At 68.4% G+C, this 20,794-nt stretch carries 15 protein-coding genes and 3 rRNA genes; 12 read left to right on the top strand and 6 right to left on the bottom strand.

The window, feature by feature from the left end; translation table 11 throughout:
• The 4 genes from KY462_09300 to KY462_09315 all read left to right on the top strand — a co-directional run.
• Positions 1–1,028, top strand: a 16S ribosomal RNA gene (locus KY462_09300); the annotation flags it as partial.
• A gap of 380 nt (positions 1,029–1,408) precedes the next feature.
• Positions 1,409–6,043, top strand: a 23S ribosomal RNA gene (locus KY462_09305).
• Between the two features lie 109 nt (positions 6,044–6,152).
• Positions 6,153–6,269: ribosomal RNA gene (gene rrf / locus KY462_09310) — 5S ribosomal RNA — on the top strand.
• Positions 6,270–6,679: 410 nt separating this feature from the next.
• Positions 6,680–7,420: a tetratricopeptide repeat protein gene (locus KY462_09315; protein MBW3577916.1), complete on the top strand. Its 741-nt coding sequence runs from the start codon at positions 6,680–6,682 to the stop codon at positions 7,418–7,420.
• A gap of 31 nt (positions 7,421–7,451) precedes the next feature.
• On the opposite strand, the gene KY462_09320 is transcribed toward KY462_09315, so the two are convergent.
• Positions 7,452–8,423 carry an MBL fold metallo-hydrolase gene (locus KY462_09320; protein ID MBW3577917.1) on the bottom strand — a complete coding sequence of 324 codons (972 nt, stop codon included), beginning with the start codon at positions 8,421–8,423 and terminating at the stop codon, positions 7,452–7,454.
• Positions 8,424–8,608: 185 nt separating this feature from the next.
• On the opposite strand from KY462_09320, the gene KY462_09325 reads away from it, so the two are divergent.
• The gene (locus tag KY462_09325) at positions 8,609–9,538 is read left to right on the top strand and encodes a cation diffusion facilitator family transporter (protein MBW3577918.1); all 930 of its coding nucleotides are present in this window, start codon (positions 8,609–8,611) and stop codon (positions 9,536–9,538) included.
• Between the two features lie 30 nt (positions 9,539–9,568).
• Here KY462_09325 and KY462_09330 read toward each other — a convergent pair whose 3' ends face one another.
• From KY462_09330 to KY462_09345, 4 genes are all read right to left on the bottom strand, one after another.
• Positions 9,569–10,516: a succinylglutamate desuccinylase/aspartoacylase family protein gene (locus tag KY462_09330; GenBank protein ID MBW3577919.1), complete on the bottom strand. Its 948-nt coding sequence runs from the start codon at positions 10,514–10,516 to the stop codon at positions 9,569–9,571.
• Positions 10,517–10,581: 65 nt separating this feature from the next.
• Entirely contained in the window at positions 10,582–11,568 is a 987-nt protein-coding gene (rimK, locus tag KY462_09335) for a 30S ribosomal protein S6--L-glutamate ligase (GenBank protein ID MBW3577920.1), read from the bottom strand.
• Positions 11,565–12,134: a RimK/LysX family protein gene (locus KY462_09340; GenBank protein ID MBW3577921.1), complete on the bottom strand. Its 570-nt coding sequence runs from the start codon at positions 12,132–12,134 to the stop codon at positions 11,565–11,567. The genes rimK and KY462_09340 overlap by 4 nt, the downstream gene beginning before the upstream one ends.
• An 89-nt stretch (positions 12,135–12,223) precedes the next feature.
• Positions 12,224–13,486: a DUF1015 domain-containing protein gene (locus KY462_09345; protein MBW3577922.1), complete on the bottom strand. Its 1,263-nt coding sequence runs from the start codon at positions 13,484–13,486 to the stop codon at positions 12,224–12,226.
• Positions 13,487–13,624: 138 nt separating this feature from the next.
• On the opposite strand from KY462_09345, the gene KY462_09350 reads away from it, so the two are divergent.
• Positions 13,625–14,845 (top strand): HAD-IIA family hydrolase, encoded by a 1,221-nt coding sequence (locus tag KY462_09350; GenBank protein ID MBW3577923.1) that lies wholly within the window; start codon positions 13,625–13,627, stop codon positions 14,843–14,845.
• Between the two features lie 59 nt (positions 14,846–14,904).
• Here the strand turns inward: KY462_09350 and KY462_09355 are convergent, their stop codons facing one another.
• Positions 14,905–15,690: a rhomboid family intramembrane serine protease gene (locus tag KY462_09355; GenBank protein MBW3577924.1), complete on the bottom strand. Its 786-nt coding sequence runs from the start codon at positions 15,688–15,690 to the stop codon at positions 14,905–14,907.
• A gap of 48 nt (positions 15,691–15,738) precedes the next feature.
• On the opposite strand from KY462_09355, the gene KY462_09360 reads away from it, so the two are divergent.
• From KY462_09360 to recN, 6 genes are all read left to right on the top strand, one after another.
• Positions 15,739–16,488 (top strand): pyrimidine reductase family protein, encoded by a 750-nt coding sequence (locus KY462_09360; protein ID MBW3577925.1) that lies wholly within the window; start codon positions 15,739–15,741, stop codon positions 16,486–16,488.
• Between the two features lie 41 nt (positions 16,489–16,529).
• Complete coding sequence (locus KY462_09365) at positions 16,530–17,000, top strand: hypothetical protein (protein MBW3577926.1); 471 nt, start codon at positions 16,530–16,532, stop codon at positions 16,998–17,000.
• Entirely contained in the window at positions 16,997–17,290 is a 294-nt protein-coding gene (locus KY462_09370) for a hypothetical protein (protein MBW3577927.1), read from the top strand. Before KY462_09365 ends, KY462_09370 begins: the two co-directional genes overlap by 4 nt.
• Positions 17,241–18,101 (top strand): TlyA family RNA methyltransferase, encoded by an 861-nt coding sequence (locus KY462_09375; protein ID MBW3577928.1) that lies wholly within the window; start codon positions 17,241–17,243, stop codon positions 18,099–18,101. The genes KY462_09370 and KY462_09375 overlap by 50 nt, the downstream gene beginning before the upstream one ends.
• Before the next feature lie 21 nt (positions 18,102–18,122).
• Complete coding sequence (locus KY462_09380; GenBank protein ID MBW3577929.1) at positions 18,123–18,974, top strand: NAD(+)/NADH kinase; 852 nt, start codon at positions 18,123–18,125, stop codon at positions 18,972–18,974.
• A gap of 115 nt (positions 18,975–19,089) precedes the next feature.
• Positions 19,090–20,778 (top strand): DNA repair protein RecN, encoded by a 1,689-nt coding sequence (recN, locus tag KY462_09385; GenBank protein ID MBW3577930.1) that lies wholly within the window; start codon positions 19,090–19,092, stop codon positions 20,776–20,778.
• Positions 20,779–20,794: the final 16 nt, after the last annotated feature.

The following is a 20,794-nucleotide window of genomic DNA, read 5'->3' on the forward strand; positions in this document are numbered from 1 at the left end:
AAGGATCGGCTAACTCCGTGCCAGCAGCCGCGGTCATACGGAGGATCCAAGCGTTATCCGGAATTACTGGGCGTAAAGAGTTGCGTAGGTGGCATAGTAAGCAGGTAGTGAAATAGTGTGGCTCAACCATACTCACATTATCTGAACTGCTAAGCTGGAGTATATGAGAGGTAGTTGGAATTTCTAGTGTAGGAGTGGAATCCGTAGATATTAGGAGGAACACCGATGGCGTAGGCAGACTACTGGCATATTACTGACACTAAGGCACGAAAGCGTGGGGAGCGAACGGGATTAGATACCCCGGTAGTCCACGCCGTAAACGATGCAGACTAGGCGTGGGGGGACTTGACCCCCTCCGTGCCGGAGCTAACGCGGGAAGTCTGCCGCCTGGGGACTACGGCCGCAAGGCTAAAACTCAAAGGAATTGACGGGGGCCCGCACAAGCGGTGGAGCATGTGGTTTAATTCGAAGCAACGCGAAGAACCTTACCAGCCCTTGACATGGGCGTCGCGGCCGGGAGACCGGCTTTCAGTTCGGCTGGACGCCACACAGGTGCTGCATGGCTGTCGTCAGCTCGTGTCGTGAGATGTTGGGTTAAGTCCCGCAACGAGCGCAACCCTCGCCCTCAGTTGCCAGCGGTTCGGCCGGGCACTCTGAGGGAACCGCCGGTGATAAGCCGGAGGAAGGTGGGGATGACGTCAAGTCCTCATGGCCCTTACGGGGTGGGCTACACACGTGCTACAATGGCGGTGACAGTGGGTTAATCCCCAAAAGCCGTCTCAGTTCGGATTGTCGTCTGCAACTCGACGGCATGAAGTTGGAATCGCTAGTAATCGCGGATCAGCAACGCTGCGGTGAATACGTTCCCGGGCCTTGTACACACCGCCCGTCACGTCATGAAAGTCGGGAACACCCGAAGCCGGTGGCCTAACCCGTAAGGGAGGGAGCCGTCGAAGGCGGGGCCGGCGATTGGGACGAAGTCGTAACAAGGTAGCCGTACCGGAAGGTGCGGCTGGATCACCTCCTTTCTGGAGCACTGAATACGGCGTCACGGGAGGTTCGTTCCCGTGCACGGCCGTCGGATGCGACGTAGACCACTGGCTATTCACGTCGCGGCAGTCGACCCCCGCCCGGGGAACCTCGCCGATCCCGTCCACGGGATCGGGCAAACCGAGGGATGACCGGGCCGTGGGAAGACTCCTCGACCGTGGGCACGCTATGCAGCTTTGAGGGATCGGAGATCCTTCACACGACGCTGTCTCCGATCATCGGAACCGCCCGGCAGGTCCGGGCAGGCCGGTCCGTCGGAGACGTTGCGTGACCCTTGAGAACTCCATAGCGAGCGCGAGCATCTAATAACACACAGTTCACTCGAATTGTGAACGTGGCCAACTCTCAGAGTTGGTTACGGCAAGCGAAAAAGGGCACTCGGTGGATGCCTTGGCATCAGGAGCCGACGAAGGACGTGGGAGCCTGCGATAAGCCCTGGGGAGCTGGCAACCAAGCACAGATCCAGGGATGTCCGAATGGGGAAACCCGGCTGGGGTCATGCCCAGTCGTACCCGCCTGAACACATAGGGCGGGTGTCGGGAACCGGGGGAACTGAAACATCTCAGTACCTCGAGGAAGAGAAAGAAACATTCGATTCCCCTAGTAGTGGTGAGCGAACGGGGAACAGCCCAAACCGGAGCCGTGCGAAAGCTGGCAGGCGTTGCGGCGCCGGGGTTGCGGGACCATCCAGAGGGGGCTGCCACCCTCTCAGGGAGTTACCAAGTGCGCGTGTAGTCGAACGGGATGGAAAGCCCGGCCACAGACGGTAAGAGCCCGGTAGATGAAGCACGACGCACCTCCCGGATGGGATCCCAAGTAGTGCGGGGCCCGTGAAATCCCGTACGAATCTGCGAGGACCACCTCGTAAGGCTAAATACTCCCTGATGACCGATAGCGGATAGTACCGTGAGGGAACGGTGAAAAGAACCCCGGGAGGGGAGTGAAAGAGAACCTGAAACCGTGTGCCTACGAACCGTCGGAGCTCATCTTCGGATGGGTGACGGCGTGCCTTTTGAAGAATGAGCCTACGAGTTCGCTGTCAGTGGCGAGGTTAACCCGTCGAGGGGAAGCCGGAGCGAAAGCGAGTCCGAATAGGGCGTCCAGTCGCTGGCACGAGACCCGAAACCGAGTGAGCTACCCATGGGCAGGTTGAAGCGAGGGTAAGACCTCGTGGAGGACCGAACCGTTGTAGGTTGAAAACTGCTCGGATGACCTGTGGGTAGGGGTGAAAGGCCAATCAAACTCGGTGATAGCTGGTTCTCCCCGAAATGCATCTAGGTGCAGCGTTGCGTGTTCCGTACTGGGGGTAGAGCACTGTTTGGGCTAGGGGGCCTACAAGCTTACCGAACTCAGGCAAACTCCGAATACCAGTACGCCACAACGCGGCAGTGAGACTGTGGGGGATAAGCTCCATGGTCGAAAGGGAAACAGCCCAGACCGACAGCTAAGGTCCCTAAATCAAGGCTAAGTGGTAAAGGATGTGGGATCGCAGAGACAACCAGGAGGTTGGCTTAGAAGCAGCCACCCTTGAAAGAGTGCGTAATAGCTCACTGGTCAAGTGATCCTGCGCCGACAATGTAACGGGGCTAAGCCTTGTACCGAAGCTTCGGGTTTCGCGAACACATCTGGCGTGTAGGGGAGGCCCTGCACGTTGGATTCGCGGAGCGGTAGGGGAGCATCGATACGCGGGTGAAGCGGCGGGGAAACCCAGTCGTGGACGCGTGTCGAGAGAGAATGTAGGCATGAGTAGCGAAAGGGGAGGGAGGAACTCCCCCGCCGATTGACCAAGGGTTCCTGGGGAAGGTTCATCCGCCCAGGGTAAGTCGGGACCTAAGGCGAGGGCGAGAGCCGTAGTCGATGGATAACAGGTTGATATTCCTGTACCACCATCTCCGCGCTTTTGCCGAACGCACCGTGCTAACCGCCTCTACGGAGGTGGGACCCCGGTGCAAGTAGGCCACCGAAGGGGTGACGGGGAAGGCTAGGGGATCCCGGGCGTTGGTTGTCCCGGGGTAAGCGTGTAGGCCGGGGTCCAGGAAAATCCGGACCCCACACAAGGCCGAGGCGCGATGCCGACCGATGAGGGAAGTCCCTGAAGCCATGCCCCCAAGAAAAGCCTCTAGGGAGTGGAGATGGTGCCCGTACCCTAAACCGACACAGGTGGTCAGGTAGAGAATACCGAGGCGATCGAGTGAACTCTGGTCAAGGAACTAGGCAAATTGGCCCCGTAACTTCGGGAGAAGGGGCGCCATCGGTGGTGACGGACTTCGCGTCCCGAGCTGCTGGTGGCCGCAGTGACCAGGCCCAAGCGACTGTTTACCAAAAACACAGCAGCGTGCTAACTCGCAAGAGGATGTATACGCTGTGACGCCTGCCCGGTGCCGGAACGTTAAGCGGAGGGGTTAGCCCGAGAGGGCGAAGCTCCAAAGCCAAGCGCCGGTAAACGGCGGCCGTAAACACCGTTGCGGCTCCAGTGGGGTAACCCGCTGGAACAAACCCTGCTATATGCTGGAAACCCCGAGCATCCGGCGGTACTCGTGCACGGGAACGTCACACCCCGGTGGTTCGATACGTGAACCAGCGGAGGTGACGACGTGCGCAGTGACAACCCGTCCGGTGCGGACGATCAGCAGGAAAGGCCCGGTCTTCGAGACTGGCTGGATGTGATCCCGTCTGACGTAGGCAACTACGTGGCGGGGTTCGTCGACGGAGAGGGAAGCTTCAACGTCCCAATCCGTCGAGAGCGTGATCGTGGTCTGCCGTTCCGAGTGGGACTGTCCTTCAACGTGTCCCAGATCGGTGATGACCTGCCGCAGTTACTGCGGCGCGTCTTCATCGTCGGAACGGTGCGAGGTCGCGGCGATGGCGTCTTCTACTACAGAAGTCACCAAGCCCGACGATCTCATCTCGCGTGTCTTCCCGTTCTTCCAGCGGTTCCCGCTGCGAGGGACGAAGAGACGCGACCTCGAGATCTTCGAGGAGATCGCGTGGCTCGTCCAGACAGGCCGGCACCTCACGCGCGAGGGCATCGAGACGGTACTCCGTCTCCGTGCACCCATGAACCGCGGAGGGAAGCGTCGGCGCAGCGATGAAGCGATCATCGCAGCGCTCGAGGAGTGGGAATCCTCAGAGGCCATACGCAGGGCTCCCTCGTGAAGCAGAGGGATGAAGATATGGTCCACGCCCCATAGCGATATGGGGGTTCCGTGAACTATAACGGTTGGATACCACTAGCTACCGATACCGGCCGTTGTAAAACCTGGCTATATGCTGGAACACCCCGCGCATCTGGCGGTACTCGTTCATGTCACACCCTCTCCGTAGGGTTCGCTCAATCGGTAGATGGAGCGGGAACATGAGCAGTGACAATCTGACCAGTGGGGACGATCAGCAGGAAACTGCGAGCACACCGTTCGATCCATGGTGGGTCGTGGGGTTCGTGGATGGAGAGGGTTGCTTCTCCGTCTCGGTCCATCACAACTCACGGTTCGCGCTACGAACGAGGGGATGGCAGATCGCCCCTGTGTTCCATGCCTACCAGCATGAGAACCACGGCGAGATCCTCCATCGACTCCGAGACTTCTTCGGTTGTGGGCATATCCGCCCGAAGGGACCTCGAAGTTCCGTGTTGACGTACGCGGTCCGCGCACGTAGTGACCTGATCGGGAGCATCATCCCGTTCTTCGAGCGGTACCCGCTTCGGATAAAGATGGGCGACTTCCGCATCTTCGCTGAGGTAACACGGGCGATGGAGCGGAAGGAGCACTTGACCGACGCGGGCTTCGAGCGCATCATCCGCCTTGCGTACTCGATGAATGAGAACGGCAAGCAGCGGAAGCGATCACTGGAAGACATCCTCGCAGGATCCTCAGAGACTGTACGCCAGGGAGGGCTCGATCTCGGAAGAGAAGAGCCCGGAAGATACAGTCCGATCCTCATGGCGACATGAGGAGTCAGGCAGAGATGACCTGACCCGCTCTCCGGCGAGCCAGTCGGAGTAGGCGAGTAACAAGGATGCCTAAGGTAGCGAAATTCCTTGTCGGGTAAGTTCCGACCTGCACGAAAGGCGTAACGACTTGGGCACTGTCTCGACCAGAGACTCGGCGAAATTGCACTGTGAGTAAAGATGCTCACTACGCGCAGCAGGACGGAAAGACCCCGGGACCTTTACTGCAGCTTGGTATTCGGATTCGGTACAGCGTGTGCAGGATAGGTGGGAGGCTGTGAAGCTCGGACGCCAGTCCGGGTGGAGCCAACCTTGGAATACCACCCTCGTTGTGCTGGGTTCGTAACCTGGACCCGTTATCCGGGTCAGGGACAGTGCCTGGCGGGCAGTTTAACTGGGGCGGTTGCCTCCTAAACAGTAACGGAGGCGCCCAAAGGTTCCCTCAGACCGGTCGGCAATCGGTCGTTGAGTGTAAAGGCACAAGGGAGCTTGACTGCGAGACCGACAGGTCGAGCAGGTGCGAAAGCAGGGCTTAGTGATCCGACGGTGGCAAGTGGAAGCGCCGTCGCTCAACGGATAAAAGGTACCCCGGGGATAACAGGCTGATCTTGCCCAAGAGTCCATATCGACGGCAAGGTTTGGCACCTCGATGTCGGCTCATCGCATCCTGGGGCTGGAGCAGGTCCCAAGGGTTCGGCTGTTCGCCGATTAAAGCGGTACGCGAGCTGGGTTCAGAACGTCGTGAGACAGTTCGGTCCCTATCCGCTGCGCGCGTTGGAGACTTGAGAGAGGCTGCCCCTAGTACGAGAGGACCGGGGTGGACGCACCTCTAGTGTGCGGGTTGTTCCGCCAGGAGCATGGCCCGTTGGCTACGTGCGGAAGAGATAAGCGCTGAAGGCATCTAAGCGCGAAGCTTGTCTCAAGATGAGGTCTCCCACTCCCTCGAGGAGGTAAGGCCCCCAGTAGACGACTGGGTTGATAGGCCGGAGGTGGAAGCACGGCAACGTGTGCAGCTGACCGGTACTAATAGGCCGAGGGCTTGCCGTAGCTCGCGCTCGCTATGGAGTTCATCGCAGGGTCTGCGGGACCGAAGGTCCGCGGCCCTGAGGGTGACGCATCGCACCGTCGCGGTGCGCTGACAACTTCAGAAGTGTGTTTCCGTGGCCATAGCGGAGGGGGTACACCCGGTCACATTCCGAACCCGGAAGTTAAGCCCTCCAGCGCCGATGGTACTGCGCTGGCAACGGCGTGGGAGAGTAGGTCGCTGCGGAAACCATCTCTTGATCGACGCCGCCCGCCACCGCGGGCGGCGTCGCTGCATTTGTGGCCCGCGTGAGCGGTCGTCGGGCCGGGGCCGAACCAGGGTCGGGAGTCGTCTGGCCGAGCGCTGGCGCCGCGCCGGGACGGCAGCCGACACACCCTGGGGGAGGGCAAGGCAGCAACAGCGAGGGACAGGAAAGGCCGGTGACGAGCGACCGACCACGACCAAGCGGCGGGCGTGGCGGTCAGCGTCGCGACCGGCAGGCCGGGAAGCCACCAGAAACCGGTGCGGACCGTGGGCATCTGGACCGCGACCGGCAAACGGAACGCCAACGCGAGGGCCGTGACCGTGGTGGCCAGGGTCGCGGCCGCGACAAGGACGCCGGGCACCAGCGGCGTGGCGGCCAAGGCGCGCGGCGGCCCGTGGGCATCGACCGCGCCGAGCGGACCGCCGGTGCGCCGCCGCTGCGTCGCGACGACCCGACGCCAGCGCCACCCAAGCCCGACTTCCCCAGCGACGTCGAGCCCGACCTGCCCGGGGGCGTCCTGCGAGAGCTCCGGCGGCACAGCCAGGACCCCGACGAGGTCGCCAGGGCCCTGACCCTCGCGGTCGCTGCGGTCGATGCGGGCGCCCCGGACCGCGCGCGTCCCTACCTGGAGTGGGCGAAGGCTGCCGCGCCCCGCGCGCCGAGCGTCCGCGAGACCCTCGGGGTGGCGCTCTACCACGCCGAGGACTGGTCGGGCGCACTCAGCGAACTGCAGACCTACCGGCGGCTGTCGGGCCGCAGCGACCAGAACCACTTGATCGGCGACTGCTTGCGTGGGTTGGGCCGGTCCGTGGGTCGGGTGGCTGAGGTCGTGCAGGAACTCGATCCCGACCGCGACGGCGAGGACCGCTACGCCGAAGGGATGATCGTTTGGGCCAGCGCTGTAGCCGACCACGGCGACCCCGGCGCGGGCCGGGCGGTGATCCGCCGGGCGCTGGACCGTCTCGGCCAGCCCACGGATCCCCAGGAACACCACCTGCGCCTGTGGTACGTCGCCGCGGACCTCGCGGAGCGTGACGGCGACCGCGACGACGCGGAACGGTGGTTGCGGCGGGTCGCAGCCGAAGACGACGACCTCTACGACGTGCGACAGCGCCTCGCGCGGCTCGCTGGGTGACGACCCACCCACGTTTCCGGGCCAGCGCGGATCACCCGACCGGGGTCAGCGTGCCCTCGTCGCGTCGGCGGAAGTACCGCAGGAACCCGGCAGCGTTCGAGCGGAACCCCGACAGCAGCTGGACCCGTTCCTCGGCGTGCGGATCGCCGGGGACGAGCCCCGGGTCGACCTCGTCGGCGAAGCGCTGCACCAACGTCTCGGTGACGTGGTCGAGCTCGTCGTGCTCCTGGTAGGCGGCCTCGGCGGTCGCCGCCCACAGATGCAGCCGCTGGATGGCGTCCTGTAATGCGTCCACGGGCGGGTCGAGAGGGCCGTAGTGCGCCAGGTACAGGCGGGTGAGGTCCCGCTCGAGGTAGCGGCTCAGCGACCGCGTCGCCGCCTCCAACTGGAAATCCGGAGGCGGGGTCGCGGGGCGCAGCTCACGCATCCCCGGCAGCTTCACCCCGACCGAGTCCCCGGCGAAGATCGCGCCGGTCGCGTGGTCGAAGATGCCGATGTGGTGCTTGGCGTGGCCGGGGGTGTACAGAAGCTCCAGCGTGCGGCCACCGCCGAGTTCCAACGTGTCCCCGTCTGCAACCGCCAGGAGCCGGTCGCCCTCGATCGGGGTGCAGGCGCCGTAGACGCGGTCCATGACCTCGCCGTAGACGCGCCGCGACGACTCGTTGAGCTTCTCGGGGTCGTGCAGGTGGGGAGCGCCGACCTCGCTCACGACGATGGTCGCCGACGGGAACGCCGCGGCGATGTCACCGGCCCCGCCGGCGTGGTCGAGGTGGATGTGGGTGACGACCAGGTATGCCAGGTCGCTGGGATCGAGGCCGATCTCGTGCAGCGCGGCGACCACGTGCTCGATCGACAGCGCCGGTCCGCACTCGATCAGCGTCGGGCGCGGCGCGGGCAACAGGTACCCAGCGGTGACCTGCGTCATCCCGCCGGTCATCGTGTCGATGCCGACGACGTCGTCGGCGAAGTGCTCCACCCGCGTGCGCGAGACGTCGTCGTTCACTTCCAACCTCCGGGGCGGCACTGGGACCTGCGTCCGCGTCGCGTGGTCCGACGCTACTTCAGCAGCTGCCTCGGTTGCTGACGCGGGCGCCATGGACGACGTCGGGCCGACCGGAAGGCGTTTGCGCGCGATCAGCGGCGTGCCCATGCTGCGACCGACAACGTTGGCCGACCGTGGGAGATGCCGTGGCGCAGCGTCACCGTCTGCCCGCCGCGGGCGGTGTGGCCGGGATCCGCCACCGTCAGCGGCGTGCGCTGGTCGTGGCGCTGGTCGCCAACGGATCCTTCCTCGTGGTGGAGTTCGTCGGCGGTTTGCTGTTCCGTTCGCTGGCGCTCCTGGCAGACGCCGCGCACATGCTGTCCGACGTGGCCGCGCTGACGATCGCACTGGTGGCCCAGCGCCTGATCGAACGTCCGGCGACCAACCGGCACAGCTTCGGACTGCAGCGCGCGGAGGTCCTCGGCGCGCAGGCCAACGGGCTGGTGCTGTTCGCCGCGTCCGCGTGGATCCTGTACGAGGCTGTCCGCCGCATCGGCGCGCCACAGGAGGTCCGAGGAGGCGGTCTGGTGGCGGTCGCCGCGGCAGGCCTGGTGGTCAACCTCGCGTCGGCGTACGCCTTGCACCGGGTGCGCGACCACAGTCTCAACATCCGCGGGGCTCTGGCGCACCTGCTGGCCGATGCCGTGGGGTCGGTCGGGGCGCTCCTGGCGGGGGTCGCGGTCGTCTTGTGGCGGGCCAACTGGGTCGACCCGGCCGTGTCCATGGGCGTCGCGCTGCTGGTGCTGTGGTCGGCGTACCGGCTCCTGCGCGAGACGACGCACGTCCTGCTCGAGGGAACACCCCAGCACCTGGACATCGACGAACTGCAGGCCGCGATGCTCGAACACGCGGGGGTCGAGGCGGTGCACCACCTGCACGTGTGGAGCATCGCGTCCGACGTGCCGTCGCTGTCGGCGCACGTCGTGCTCCGTGAGGAGCTCAGCCTCCACGACGCCCAGATCCTTGGCGACGAGCTCCGAGCCCGCCTCGAGAACGACTTCGGGATCGGGCACACCACCCTCGAGCTCGAGTGCCACGTCTGCGGGCCAGAAGCCGACGACGAGCTGTTGTTGTAGCAGGCGACGCCAGGAGTCGATCCTGAGCGGTCACGCGGGATGGTCGTCCTCCACCTGGTCCTCTTCCTCGCTGGGGTCGTCCTCGTGGGGCGGACGCTCGCCGACCAGCCCGACGTGCAGGACAGCGTCGCCGGGTGAGACCAGCGGTAAGGTCGTCGCACCGATCACCACGCCATCGTCGGGGCTGTCCACCGCCGATCGTTCGTGGCCGAAGGGGTCGGTCGTCGCCCACAGCGTCTGACCGACCCGGACCTGATCGCCGGGTCCCACCTGCAGATCCAGGATCCCGCCCCGTTCGGCTCGGATCCACCGCGAGTCGTGCATCACGACCGGCGGGTCGTGCGGCGGCTCGGGGGCCGCGTCGGTCATCTGCAGATGGTGCAGCAGCCGCAGGATCCCCTCGGTGGCGACCTGGATCGCGTCGGTGTCGAAGCGCAACGCCTCGCCGCCCTCGAACGTCAGCACGGGCACACCCCGGTCTGCTGCGACCTCACGCAGTGACCCGGGACGGGTCGCGGCCGACAGGATGTAGGGCGCACCGAACGCCTCGGCGAGTCGCAACGTTTGCGGATCGGCGGTGTCGATCCTGACCTGTGGCACGTTGGTGCGTCGGTTGGCAGCGGTGTGCAGGTCCACACCCAGGTCGCTGGCGACCACGATCTCGTCGAGGACCACCCGGGCGATGCGGGCCGCGAGCGACCCGGTCGGCGATCCCGGGAAGGCGCGGTTGAGGTCACGGCGGTCAGGCAGGTACCGGCTGTGCAGCTGCACACCCAGGATGTTGACCAGCGGCGCGATCAGGATGGTGCCACGCAGGCGCTGGGGGTCCAGACTCTGGATCAGCTCACGGCACGCCGCGACACCGTTGAGCTCGTCGCCGTGGACGGCCGCCGTGACGAACATCCGCGGACCGGTCTGCGCGCCGTGAAACACGGCCACGGGGATCGACAGGCGGTCGCCGGTGTACGACTCGGACACGGCGCACGACAGGTCCGCTCGCGTGCCCGGTGAGACCTCCTCCCCGGCGACACGAACGGGCGCGATCACCGCCGGCGGGCGGGCCCGTCGTGAGCCCGCCCCGCCGCAGCCCGGGCCTTCGCCGCCGCGGCGCGGCGCTTGGCGGCGGCCCGCCGGGCCTTGAGGCCGGCGTGGTGCTTGGCGGTCTCCGCCTCGACGTGGTGCATGAGGACCTCACCCAGGTCGATGCCGCTGGCCTTCTCGATTCCTTCCAGGCCCGGCGAAGAGTTGACCTCCAGCACCAACGGACCGGCTTCCGACTCGACCAGGTCCACCCCCGCGAACCCCAACCCCAGCGTCCGCGCCGCCCGGACGGCCGTGCGCCGCACGGAGGCGTCGGGTCGCACGGCCTCAACGCTCCCGCCGCGGTGCACGTTGGAGCGGAACTCGTCGCCCTTGGCCTGACGGCGCATCGCGGCGACCACCTGGTTGCCGACGACGATCACGCGCAGGTCCGAACCCCCAGCCTCGGCGATGTACTGCTGCACGAGGATGTTCTGGCCGACCGAGTGGAACGCGTCGACGGTCGAGTTGAAGCCCGACCTGCTGTCGACCTTGATCACCCCGGCGCCCTGCGTGCCTTCGAGGAGCTTCACCACCGCGGGCGGCCCGTCGACGAGCTTCAACAGCGAGCGGGCCAGGTCGGTCCGCCTGGCCAGTCCGGTTGCGGGGATCGGGATGCCGTGCTGGGCGAGGATCTGCAGCGAGCGCAGCTTGTCACGGGAGTTGAGGATCGCATCGGCCGGATTGACGACGTACATGCCCATCATCTGCAGTTGACGGACAACCGCGGCGCCGTAGAAGGTGATCGACGCCCCGATGCGCGGGATCACCGCATCCACCTTCGGGAACGGCTTGCCGCGCAGGTACGCCTCCGTGCCGCGCGACGACACCATCATGGTGATGTCCAGTGGATCCATGACCTGCACGGTGTGTCGCAGGCGCCGTGCTGCGCTGGCCAGCCGTCGCGTCGAGTACAGCCGGCGGTTGCGCGAGAGGATGGCGACCTTCACCGGTGTCTCTTCCGGTCGGGAACGCTGGGGTGGTCGCCAGGGGGGCGGCGCGGTGGCGGAAGCACCGCGCGCGGCGGCGTGCGGCGTTGCGGCTCGACCGCTGATCTGCGTGGTGGTGCTGGCGTGGACCGGTACCCGCGCCCCGGATCGACGAGGTAGCCCTCAAGGGTGCTCCTGCCCAGGATCATGCGGAAGTTCATCCCGGTCCGGTCGGTGACGGTGATGTCGGTGATGCGGTCCAGGGGCCCGCACACGACCCGGGTTCGCACGACCGGACGACGCTCGGCCCTGGCGCCGGTGTCACGGACGCGGCGGAAACCGACGGCCGGGGCCGTGACGATGCGCCGACGGGCGTGGCGGTCGCGCCCCAGCATGACCGCGAAACGCAGGATCGGTAACTCGCGGCCGTCCACGACGTGGTGGCCAACGACGGTGAGATCTCGGACGTGGACGGCGCTGCTGCGCGCGCCGGTGTCGAGCTTGACACGCAGGCGTCGGATCCCCCACCCGGGCAGCGACGCCTGCTCCTTCCATCCCAGGACAGGCGTCGGCTCACGTGTGGGCACGGCAGCTCCGGGTCCGGCGGGAGACGATCCGAGCCGGTCGCGCGGCAGCCTAACCCAGGCGCAACGACCGGGACCCGCCCCGCACGGGTTTATTCCAACGGTCGCAGCACCAGCCCGGTGCGTGGTTTGGGGAAGAACGACGTCGTCTTGGGAGGCATCCGCGCCCCGGCGTCGGCCACCGCGCGAACGTGGCTCACCGTCACCGGTCGGAGCACGAACAGTGCGTCGGCGTCTCCCGCCATGATCTCTTCGGCGGCGGCTTGAGCATCCGGGGTGTAGCGCACCCCTTGGGCTTGATCCACCTCCAGCGGGCCGCTGAGCACGGCCTGAAGGACGGCGACGTCGAGATGGCGCACCTCGGCCGGCAGCTCCCGTGGCACCAGCGCCTCAGCGGCGACATCGTCGAACTCGACGAGCGTTCGCTCCTGACGGGTCAGTAGCCCGAACCTGGCCGTTGGCCGCTCGTCGAGCACGGCGACGATCCGCCGGGGGTTGGCGTCTTCATCCGCGACCGGGACCAGCCGCGCCCCGACCTCGGCGAGTCGGCGTCGGGCGTCCGGCGCGAGCCGGCGGACCAGGCGGTGCATCGCCCGCACCACCGGCCCGGCGCGATCGGTGCCGCCGCCCGGACCCACCACATAGGCCAGGATGCGCCCGGTGCCGGGCCCGGGTCGCGTGTCGTGGTGCTGCAACGCGCCGGTGTAGCGGTGGTGGCCGTCAGCCATCAGCACGCGTGCCGGTGCGTAGCCTGCTCGGACCGCCGCCGTCACGTCGCTGTCGGCGACGACCCACAGCCGGTGGGTCACGCCCTCCTCGGGATCGGTGAACACCGCGTCGGCGCGCCCTGCGCTGACCTCATCGAGCACGGTTGTGACCTCAGCAGGTTCGGCCCGAGCCAGGACGTAGATGGGGGAGGTATTGACCGGCAGGGCTGCCAGGAGCCGCAGCCGATCCTCGACCGGCGGCCGGAAGATGTGCTCGTGTGGCAGGACCTCACCCGATCCCCACGGCACCAGGCGGAGCGCGGCCAGGACGCCCCGCTGGTGGCGTTGCTCGCCGCTTTCCATGTACTGCTGCTCGTAGACGTACAGGGCCGGACCGGGATCGCGGGCGACAACGCCTGCCTCGAGCCAGCTGCGGTAGGTGTCCGCCGCCAGCTCGTAGCGGTCGCGGCCGGCACGATCGCGCCCGTGGGGCTCGGCGCGCTCCAAGCGGACCACGTTGACCGCACTGCGCTGGTGCAGCCGGTGTGACAGGCCCGGGTCGATCGCGTCGTACGGCGGGGCGGTGACGTCGGCCAGATCGTGGCTTGGTGTGTACCGGACCCCCCGGAAGGGCGCGAGGTCCACCACCAACGTCTCCTAGGCAGCCCGCCAAGGTCTACCACGCGTGAGGAGCGACGAGGGCGGCACCGACCGCTGGCCCGCCTGGAGTGCTCCCGAAGGTGCGACGTTGCGCGCGCCTTCCCGAGGTCTAGCCTCCCTGGCGGCATGGCGCTCCTGGATCGCTACGACGGCCTAGTCGTCGACCTCGACGGCGTGGTGGTGCGCGTCGAGGACCCGATCCCGGAGGCCGTCGCGGCGCTGTCGCAGATCGAGCAGCCCACCGTGTTCGTGACCAACAACGCGACCCGCCGACCCGACCACTGGGTGGAAGTCCTGGAGCGCGCCGGCTTGGCGGTCGACCCGGACCGGATCCTGACGAGCGCGATGGCGGCTGCCTGGCTGGTGGGCGGCCAACCGCCGCCGCGCGTCCTGGTGATCGGCGAGGAGGGCTTACGCGCTGCCTTGACCGACGCCGGGATCCCGCTGGTCGACGCGCCCCACCACGCCGACGCGGTCGTCGTCGGGTGGGACCGCCAGCTGACCTGGGAGCGGCTGCGCGACGCGACCCTGGCGATCGCCGGCGGCGCCCGGTTCGTCGGGACCAACGCCGACCTCGTCTACCCCGCCGACGAGGGCCCCTGGCCGGGCAACGGCGCGGCGCTGGCGTACCTGCGTGCCGCCACCGGCGTTCGCCCCGAGATCGCCGGGAAGCCGGAACGGCCGCTGTTCGCGCTGGCGGCGGAGCGCCTGTCGCTCGGCGATGGACGCATCCTCGTGGTCGGCGACCAGCTCGACACCGACGTGGCCGCCGCCCAGCGGATGGGATGGGACGCAGCGCTGGTCCTGACCGGCGTCGCCCGCTGGTCGGACCTGGTCGGTGCTGCGGCGACCCCGACCTGGGTGGTGCGCCACCTGGGCGAGTTGACGGGGCCGGAGCCGGCCACGATCCGCAGAGCCCAGCCGGGCGACCGTCCCGCGATCCGCGCACTGCTCGAGGACGCCGGCTGGGGCCTCGGCGGGGCGGCGCCGCGACCGGATCCCATCCTCGTCGCGGTCGCAGCCGACGACGACATCGTCGGGACGATCGGATGGCAGCGAGACGGCGACACGGCCAGCCTGCAAGGCCCCGTCGTGGCTGCTTCCCAGCACGGCCGGGAGACCGGATCACACCTCGTCGCGCAGGCACTGCACGAGCTGCGCGGCGCCGGCGTGCAGCTGACGTACCTGCTGGCGCGTGACGGTGACGCCAGCTTCGAGCAGCTGGGGTTCGAGCCGGCCGAGGTCGACGACGTCCCCCACGATGTCCGCGCCGACGCCGGATCCCACCCGGCCGTGCGGGTGCGCGACCTCGGCAGCGAGGCTCCACGGCGGAGCACGCTCGTGTAGCGCGGCGGCGACGTCGGCCGTCCCACCGGGCCGTCGAAGTCGACGATGACCGCTCCAGGCTAGCCGGGAGTCGGTGTGGTCCGGGTGGCCCCCAGCGACCGCAGGACCAGCGTGCCCGCGACGCCGGCGATGAACCCGGCGACGTGCGCCTCGTACGCCACCGGGCCTCCGGCGGCCTCGTTGAGCGCCAGAAGCTGCGTCGCGAACCAGACCCCCAGGACCAGCCAGGCTGGCAGGTCCACGATCGCGAAGAAGAAGAAGAAACCCAGGATGCGCGCGCGTGGGATCACCCAGGCCAGCAGGTACAGCGGGAAGGGCACGTAGGTCTGGACGCGCGCTCTCGGGTGCAGGACGAAGTACCCGCCGAGCACGGCGGCGATCGCTCCCGACGCCCCCAGCAGTGGAACGATCGCGGTCGGGTTCAACAACGCGAACACGTACACCGACACCAGGCCGCCCAACAGGTAGAACAGCAGGTAGGTGCCGTGGCCGACCTCGTCCTCGACGTTGTTCCCGAAGATCCACAGGAACAGCATGTTGAATCCCAGGTGCCAGATGCTGCCGTGCAGGAACATCGACGTCAGCGCCGACAGGAACACGTTCTTGGCGGCCAAGGCCGCCGGGAGACACGCCGGGGCGTCGGCTGGGACCACCGACGGGTCCAGCGATTGCAGGCGCAGAAGTTCCACCGGGATGGCGGCCCAGCGGAAGATGAAGCACTGCAGCTGCGCCTGTGGGAGCTGCGCGTTGAACGCGAAGAAGATGGCGACGTTGACCGCGATCAGCGTCACGGTCACCACCGGTGTGCGCCGGGTCGGGTTGCGGTCGCCGACCGGGAGCACCATCAGCTGCCCTCGATCTCGGCCACGGCGCTGACGCTAGTTTACGGGCCCGTGCCGCGAATCCATCCCGACGTCCACGACGAGACGCTCGACGAGCTGTACACGGAGCTGGCCTTCCCGCCACCAGCGACCGATCGGCCTTACGTCTACCTCGACATGGTGGCGAGCGTCGACGGTGCCGCGACGGCGCAGGGTCGGACCGGGCCGCTCGGCGGCGAGGCCGACCGTGTGGCGTTCTCGCGTCTACGCGAGTGGTGTGACGTGATCCTGGTTGGCGCGTCGACCGTCCGTATCGAGGACTACGGCCCACCCCGACCGAGCGACGCTGCTCGGATGCGCCGGCGCAGCCGCGGCCTCGGGCCGGTCCCCCGCCTGGTGGTCGTCACCGCGACCCTGTCGTTGAACCCGGCTGCGCGTCTGTTCGCCGATCCGGCGCGGCAACCGCTCGTCCTGGTTCCCGAGGACGCCGACCCGGCCAGGCGGGCAGCGCTCGCCGAGGTGGCGGAGGTCAGCGGGGTCGGGCACGGTCGCGTCGACCTGGTGGCGGCGTTGCGGGCGCTGCGGGCCAGCGGGGTCCGCTACGTGTTGTGCGAGGGCGGACCGACACTCAACGGGGAGCTGCTGGCCGCCGGCCTGGTCGACGAGCTGTTCCTGACGATCTCACCGCGGCTGGTTGGGTCGTCGGCGTACCGGATCGTGCAGGGACCGCTGCCTGGCGCCCCGCAGCCGATCGAACTGCGGGAGGTGCGTGAGCACGGCGGCGAGCTGCTGTTGCGGTACGGCCTCACACCGGGTCGCTAGGCTCTGTGAGGATCCCCAGGAGGCCAACGCGGGAGGCCAACGTGAACGACGCGCTGAGCAGGTACATCGAGGCTGCGACCGGCATCACCAAGACCACCCGCGCCAGAGCAGAGGAGATCGTCAAGCGGCTCCTCCACCAGGGGGAGGCCGCCGCCCGCGACCCCAAGGAGCTCGTCGATCAGCTGATCGAGCGGTCGCAGGAGAACCGGGAGGCTCTGACCGCGCTGATCCGCAGCGAGTCGAGGCGCGCCGTCCGCGCGATGGGGTTGGCGACACGCGAGGACCTCGAACGTCTCGAGCGCCAGATCAGCGAGGCAAAGCGCACCGCAGCGGCGGCCCAGGAGTCCGCGGGTCAGTCTTCAGCCGGGACGCAGAAGACGCCGTCGGCGGCGAAGAAGGCGAGCGCGCGACCAGCCGCGAAGAAGGCAGCCAAGAAGACCGCCGCGACCAAGACCACTGAGGGGACCGGCGAGAGCGCCGGCGAGGGCGCCGGCGAGGGCGCCGGCGAGTGACCGACGGCCAGGCCGACCCCTTGCAGGCCGACCCCTTGCAGGCCGACCCCCTGCAGGCCGACCCCCTGCAGGCCGACCCCTTGCAGACCGACCCCTTGCAGGCCGACCCCCTGCAGGCCGACCCCCTGGACGTCGCCCGCGCGCACCTCGACGCCGTCGCCACCCGCTCACCGGCCGAGCGCAGCGACCTGTACGCCGCGGTCAACGACGTGCTGGTCGCCGAGCTCGCCGCGATGGACGATGCACAGGTGGCGCGGTCGACACGCGCCAACGGGAACGACGCGACGTAACGCCGTGGGCACGTCACGGCGGCGCCTCGACGCCGAACTGGTGCGTCGGGGACTCGTGGCCTCACGTGCGGAGGCGCGCGCGGCGATCGATGCCGGACGGATCACGGTGGACGGGGCGCCGGCGTGGAAGCCGACGACGCTGGTCGACCCGGCCCAGGCCGTGGTCGTGTCCGGGCCACCTCGCCGGTACGTCAGCCGGGGCGGCGACAAGCTGGAAGCCGCCCTCGATGGCTTCGGGGTCGACCCCGCCGGACGGCGCTGTCTGGACGTCGGTGCGTCCACCGGCGGGTTCACGGACTGCCTGCTGCAGCGGGGCGCCGCTCACGTCGTCGCGGTGGACGTGGGGTACGGGCAGCTGCACCAGCGGCTGCGCCGCGACGAGCGGGTCACGGTGATGGAGCGCACCAACGCCCGCGATCTCACCCGGGACGACATCCCCGCTCCCTCGCCTGATCTGGTTGTGGCGGACCTGTCGTTCATCTCGCTGACCCTCGTCCTACCTGCCCTGCGAGCGGTCGCATGCGAGGGCGCTGAAGCGGTGGTGCTGGTCAAACCGCAGTTCGAGGCTGGCCGCGACCAGGTCGGCAAGGGGGGTGTCGTCCGCGACCCCGACGTCTGGGCGCGCACCATCCAGCGTGTTGCCCGCGCCGCCACGGCGCTAGGGTGGGCTCCCGCCGGGGTGGCGCCGTCGCCACTCACCGGACCGGCTGGCAACGTCGAGTTCCTCCTGCACCTCGTGCCTGACCTGGGGACCACCGACGGCCTGGAGGAGCGCATCGATGCCGCCGTGCGGCAGGCCACCGCCCGCTGAACGTCGGTCAGGAAGACGATCGTGAAGGTCGGGTTGGTCGTCCATCACCGCCGCTCCGCGTCCCGCGAAGCGGCGGTCGAGGCGGCTGCGCACCTGCGGACGCTCGGGGTGGATGTCGCTATGGCCCGTCCCGACGGCGAACAGCCCGACGTCGGTGTCCCACAGCTGTCCCACGACGCCTTCGCGGACGGACTGGATCTGGCCATGTCCTTCGGTGGCGACGGGACGTTCCTCCGTGCCGCGCACCTGTGCCGGGGGGCCGGCGTCCCCATCCTCGGGCTCAACCTGGGTCGGCTCGGCTTCCTCGCCGACGCGGAGCTCGACGATCTCGACGAGGTCCTGCACGCTGTCGCCAACCGTGACTTCCGCATCGAGGAGCGGCCAACCCTGGAGGTGTGGTCGTCGGACTCGGAAGGACGGCGCCTGTCGGAGGACTGGGCGCTCAACGAGGTCTCGATCGAAAAGAGCGCCCGACAGCGGATTCTGCTGATGGAGCTGCACGTGGCGCGGTCGCGGTTCGCCAGGATCCCCGCCGACGCGCTGGTCGTTGCCACCTCCACCGGCTCGACCGCGTACGCCTTCTCCGCAGGCGGGCCGATCCTGTCGCCGGAGGTCCGCGCGCTCCTGGTCACGCCGGTGGCCCCCCACAGCCTGTTCGCCAGAACCGTGGTGGTTGGCGAGGACGAGCAGATCGACGTCGAGATCCTCCCGGAGCAGTCACCGGCCATCGTCAGCTGCGACGGACGCGAGCCCGTCACCGTCCCGGCCGGCGGGTGGGTACACGCCACAGGCGGTGGCCAACCGGTGCGACTGGCACGTGTGTCCTCGATCGACTTCTACGGCGTGGTCCGCACCAAGTTCGGGTTGCGGTGACCGACGCCGCGGGTCGCTGACTGCTGTGCGCCGCCTGCACCGTCACGTCGCAGCTGGCGGCCATACTGCGCACGTCGACCGCTGGAGACGACCACGTCGACCGCTGGAGACGACCGTGATCGACGAGCTCCACATCGCCGGCCTGGGGGTGATCGAGGACGTGACGCTCCCCCTATCGCCGGGCCTGACGGTCGTCACCGGCGAGACCGGTGCGGGCAAGACCATGGTGGTCACCGCGCTGCAGCTGCTCCTCGGCGACCGCGCCGACACCAGCCTGGTCCGGGCCGGCTCTGAGGCCGCAGTGGTGGAGGCCCGCTTGACACCCGTGCCGTCGAACGCGGCGGCGGGGGGGTGGGCGTCACCGGACACGACCGAGCTGATCATCTCCCGCGAGATCCTCCCCGGCCGCGCTGACGGCAGCGGCGGACGCAGCCGGGTCCGTATCGGCGGACGGCTGGCCGCGGTGTCCGCCCTGGCCGACCTCATGGGGGAGTTCGTCGACGTCCACGGCCAGGGCTCGCACGTGCGGCTGGGGCGCTCCGACGTCGCCAGGACGTTGCTTGACCGGTACGCCGGTGCACCGCACGCACGAACGCTGGCGGCCTACCGGCCCGCGTGGACGGCGTGGCAGGAGGTCAGCGGACAGCGGGCGTCGCTCCTCGCTGACGCCCGGGAGCGGGCCCGCGAACACGACCGGCTCGCCCACGAGCTGGCGGAGATCGACGCGGCCGATCTCGACCCGCAGCGCGACGCCGACCTGGGGGAGGAGCGCGCCCGCCTCGAACACGCCGAGCAGCTGGCGAGCGCGGCCGGACAGGCCGCCGCGGCGCTGGATGAGGACGGCGCCGGCCACCCGGTGGGCGTGGCCGTGGCCGCATTGCGGCGGGCCGCTGGCCACGACGCACACCTCGACGCGTTAGGGGAACGGACCGAGGCGCTGGCCGCCGAGCTCGCGGACGTGCGCGGCGAGCTGCGCACGTACGCCGAGACCGTCGAGGCCGACCCGGTCCACCTCGACGAGCTCCGTCGGCGTGAACGCCTCCTGGGTGACCTGACCCGCAAGTACGGGGCGGACATCCCCGGGGTGTTGGACTACTCCACGCAGGCCCGTGCCCGCCTGGCGGAACTGTCGCGCCACGAGGAGTCGGCGGCCGCGCTCGCCGAGCGCGAGGCCGATCTGGCGGCCCAGGTGCACCGCCTCGCCGGGGAGCTCCACCGAGGCCGGGACGCCGCCTCGACACGACTTGCCGAGGCGATCGAGGCCCACCTGGCCGACCTGGGGATGGCGCACGCACGGGTGCGGATCAGCGTCGAGGGCCGCCAACAGCCGGGCCCGAACGGTTGCGATCGGGTCTCGATCGAGTTGGCCGCGAACCCCGGCGAGCCGCGTCGGCCGCTGGGTGAGGGCGCCTCGGGCGGCGAGCGGTCGCGGGTGGCGCTTGCCGTGGAGGTCGCGCTCGCCGACGTCGAAGACGCTCGCGTGCTCGTCTTCGACGAGGTGGACGCCGGGGTCGGCGGGGCCACCGCTATGGCAGTGGGTGAGAAACTCGCCCGGCTGGCCGTCGACGGTCGCCAGGTGCTGTGCGTGACGCACCTACCGCAGCTGGCGGCGTTCGCGGACGTCCACCACGTCGTCGAGAAGGGCATCCGCGGCGGGCGGACGGTCACCACGTCACGCTCGGTTGAGGGAGGGGACCGGCCGGCTGAGCTCGCCCGCATGCTCTCTGGCGGGGCGGGACGGGGCGCCGGCGTCGCCCATGCCCAGGAACTGCTCGCCGAGGCGTCCTCGCGCCGCGCCGGGTGAGCGAGGTTTGTCGCGT

The organism is Actinomycetota bacterium (assembly GCA_019347675.1).
In the GTDB taxonomy this organism is placed as follows: domain Bacteria; phylum Actinomycetota; class Nitriliruptoria; order Nitriliruptorales; family JAHWKO01; genus JAHWKW01.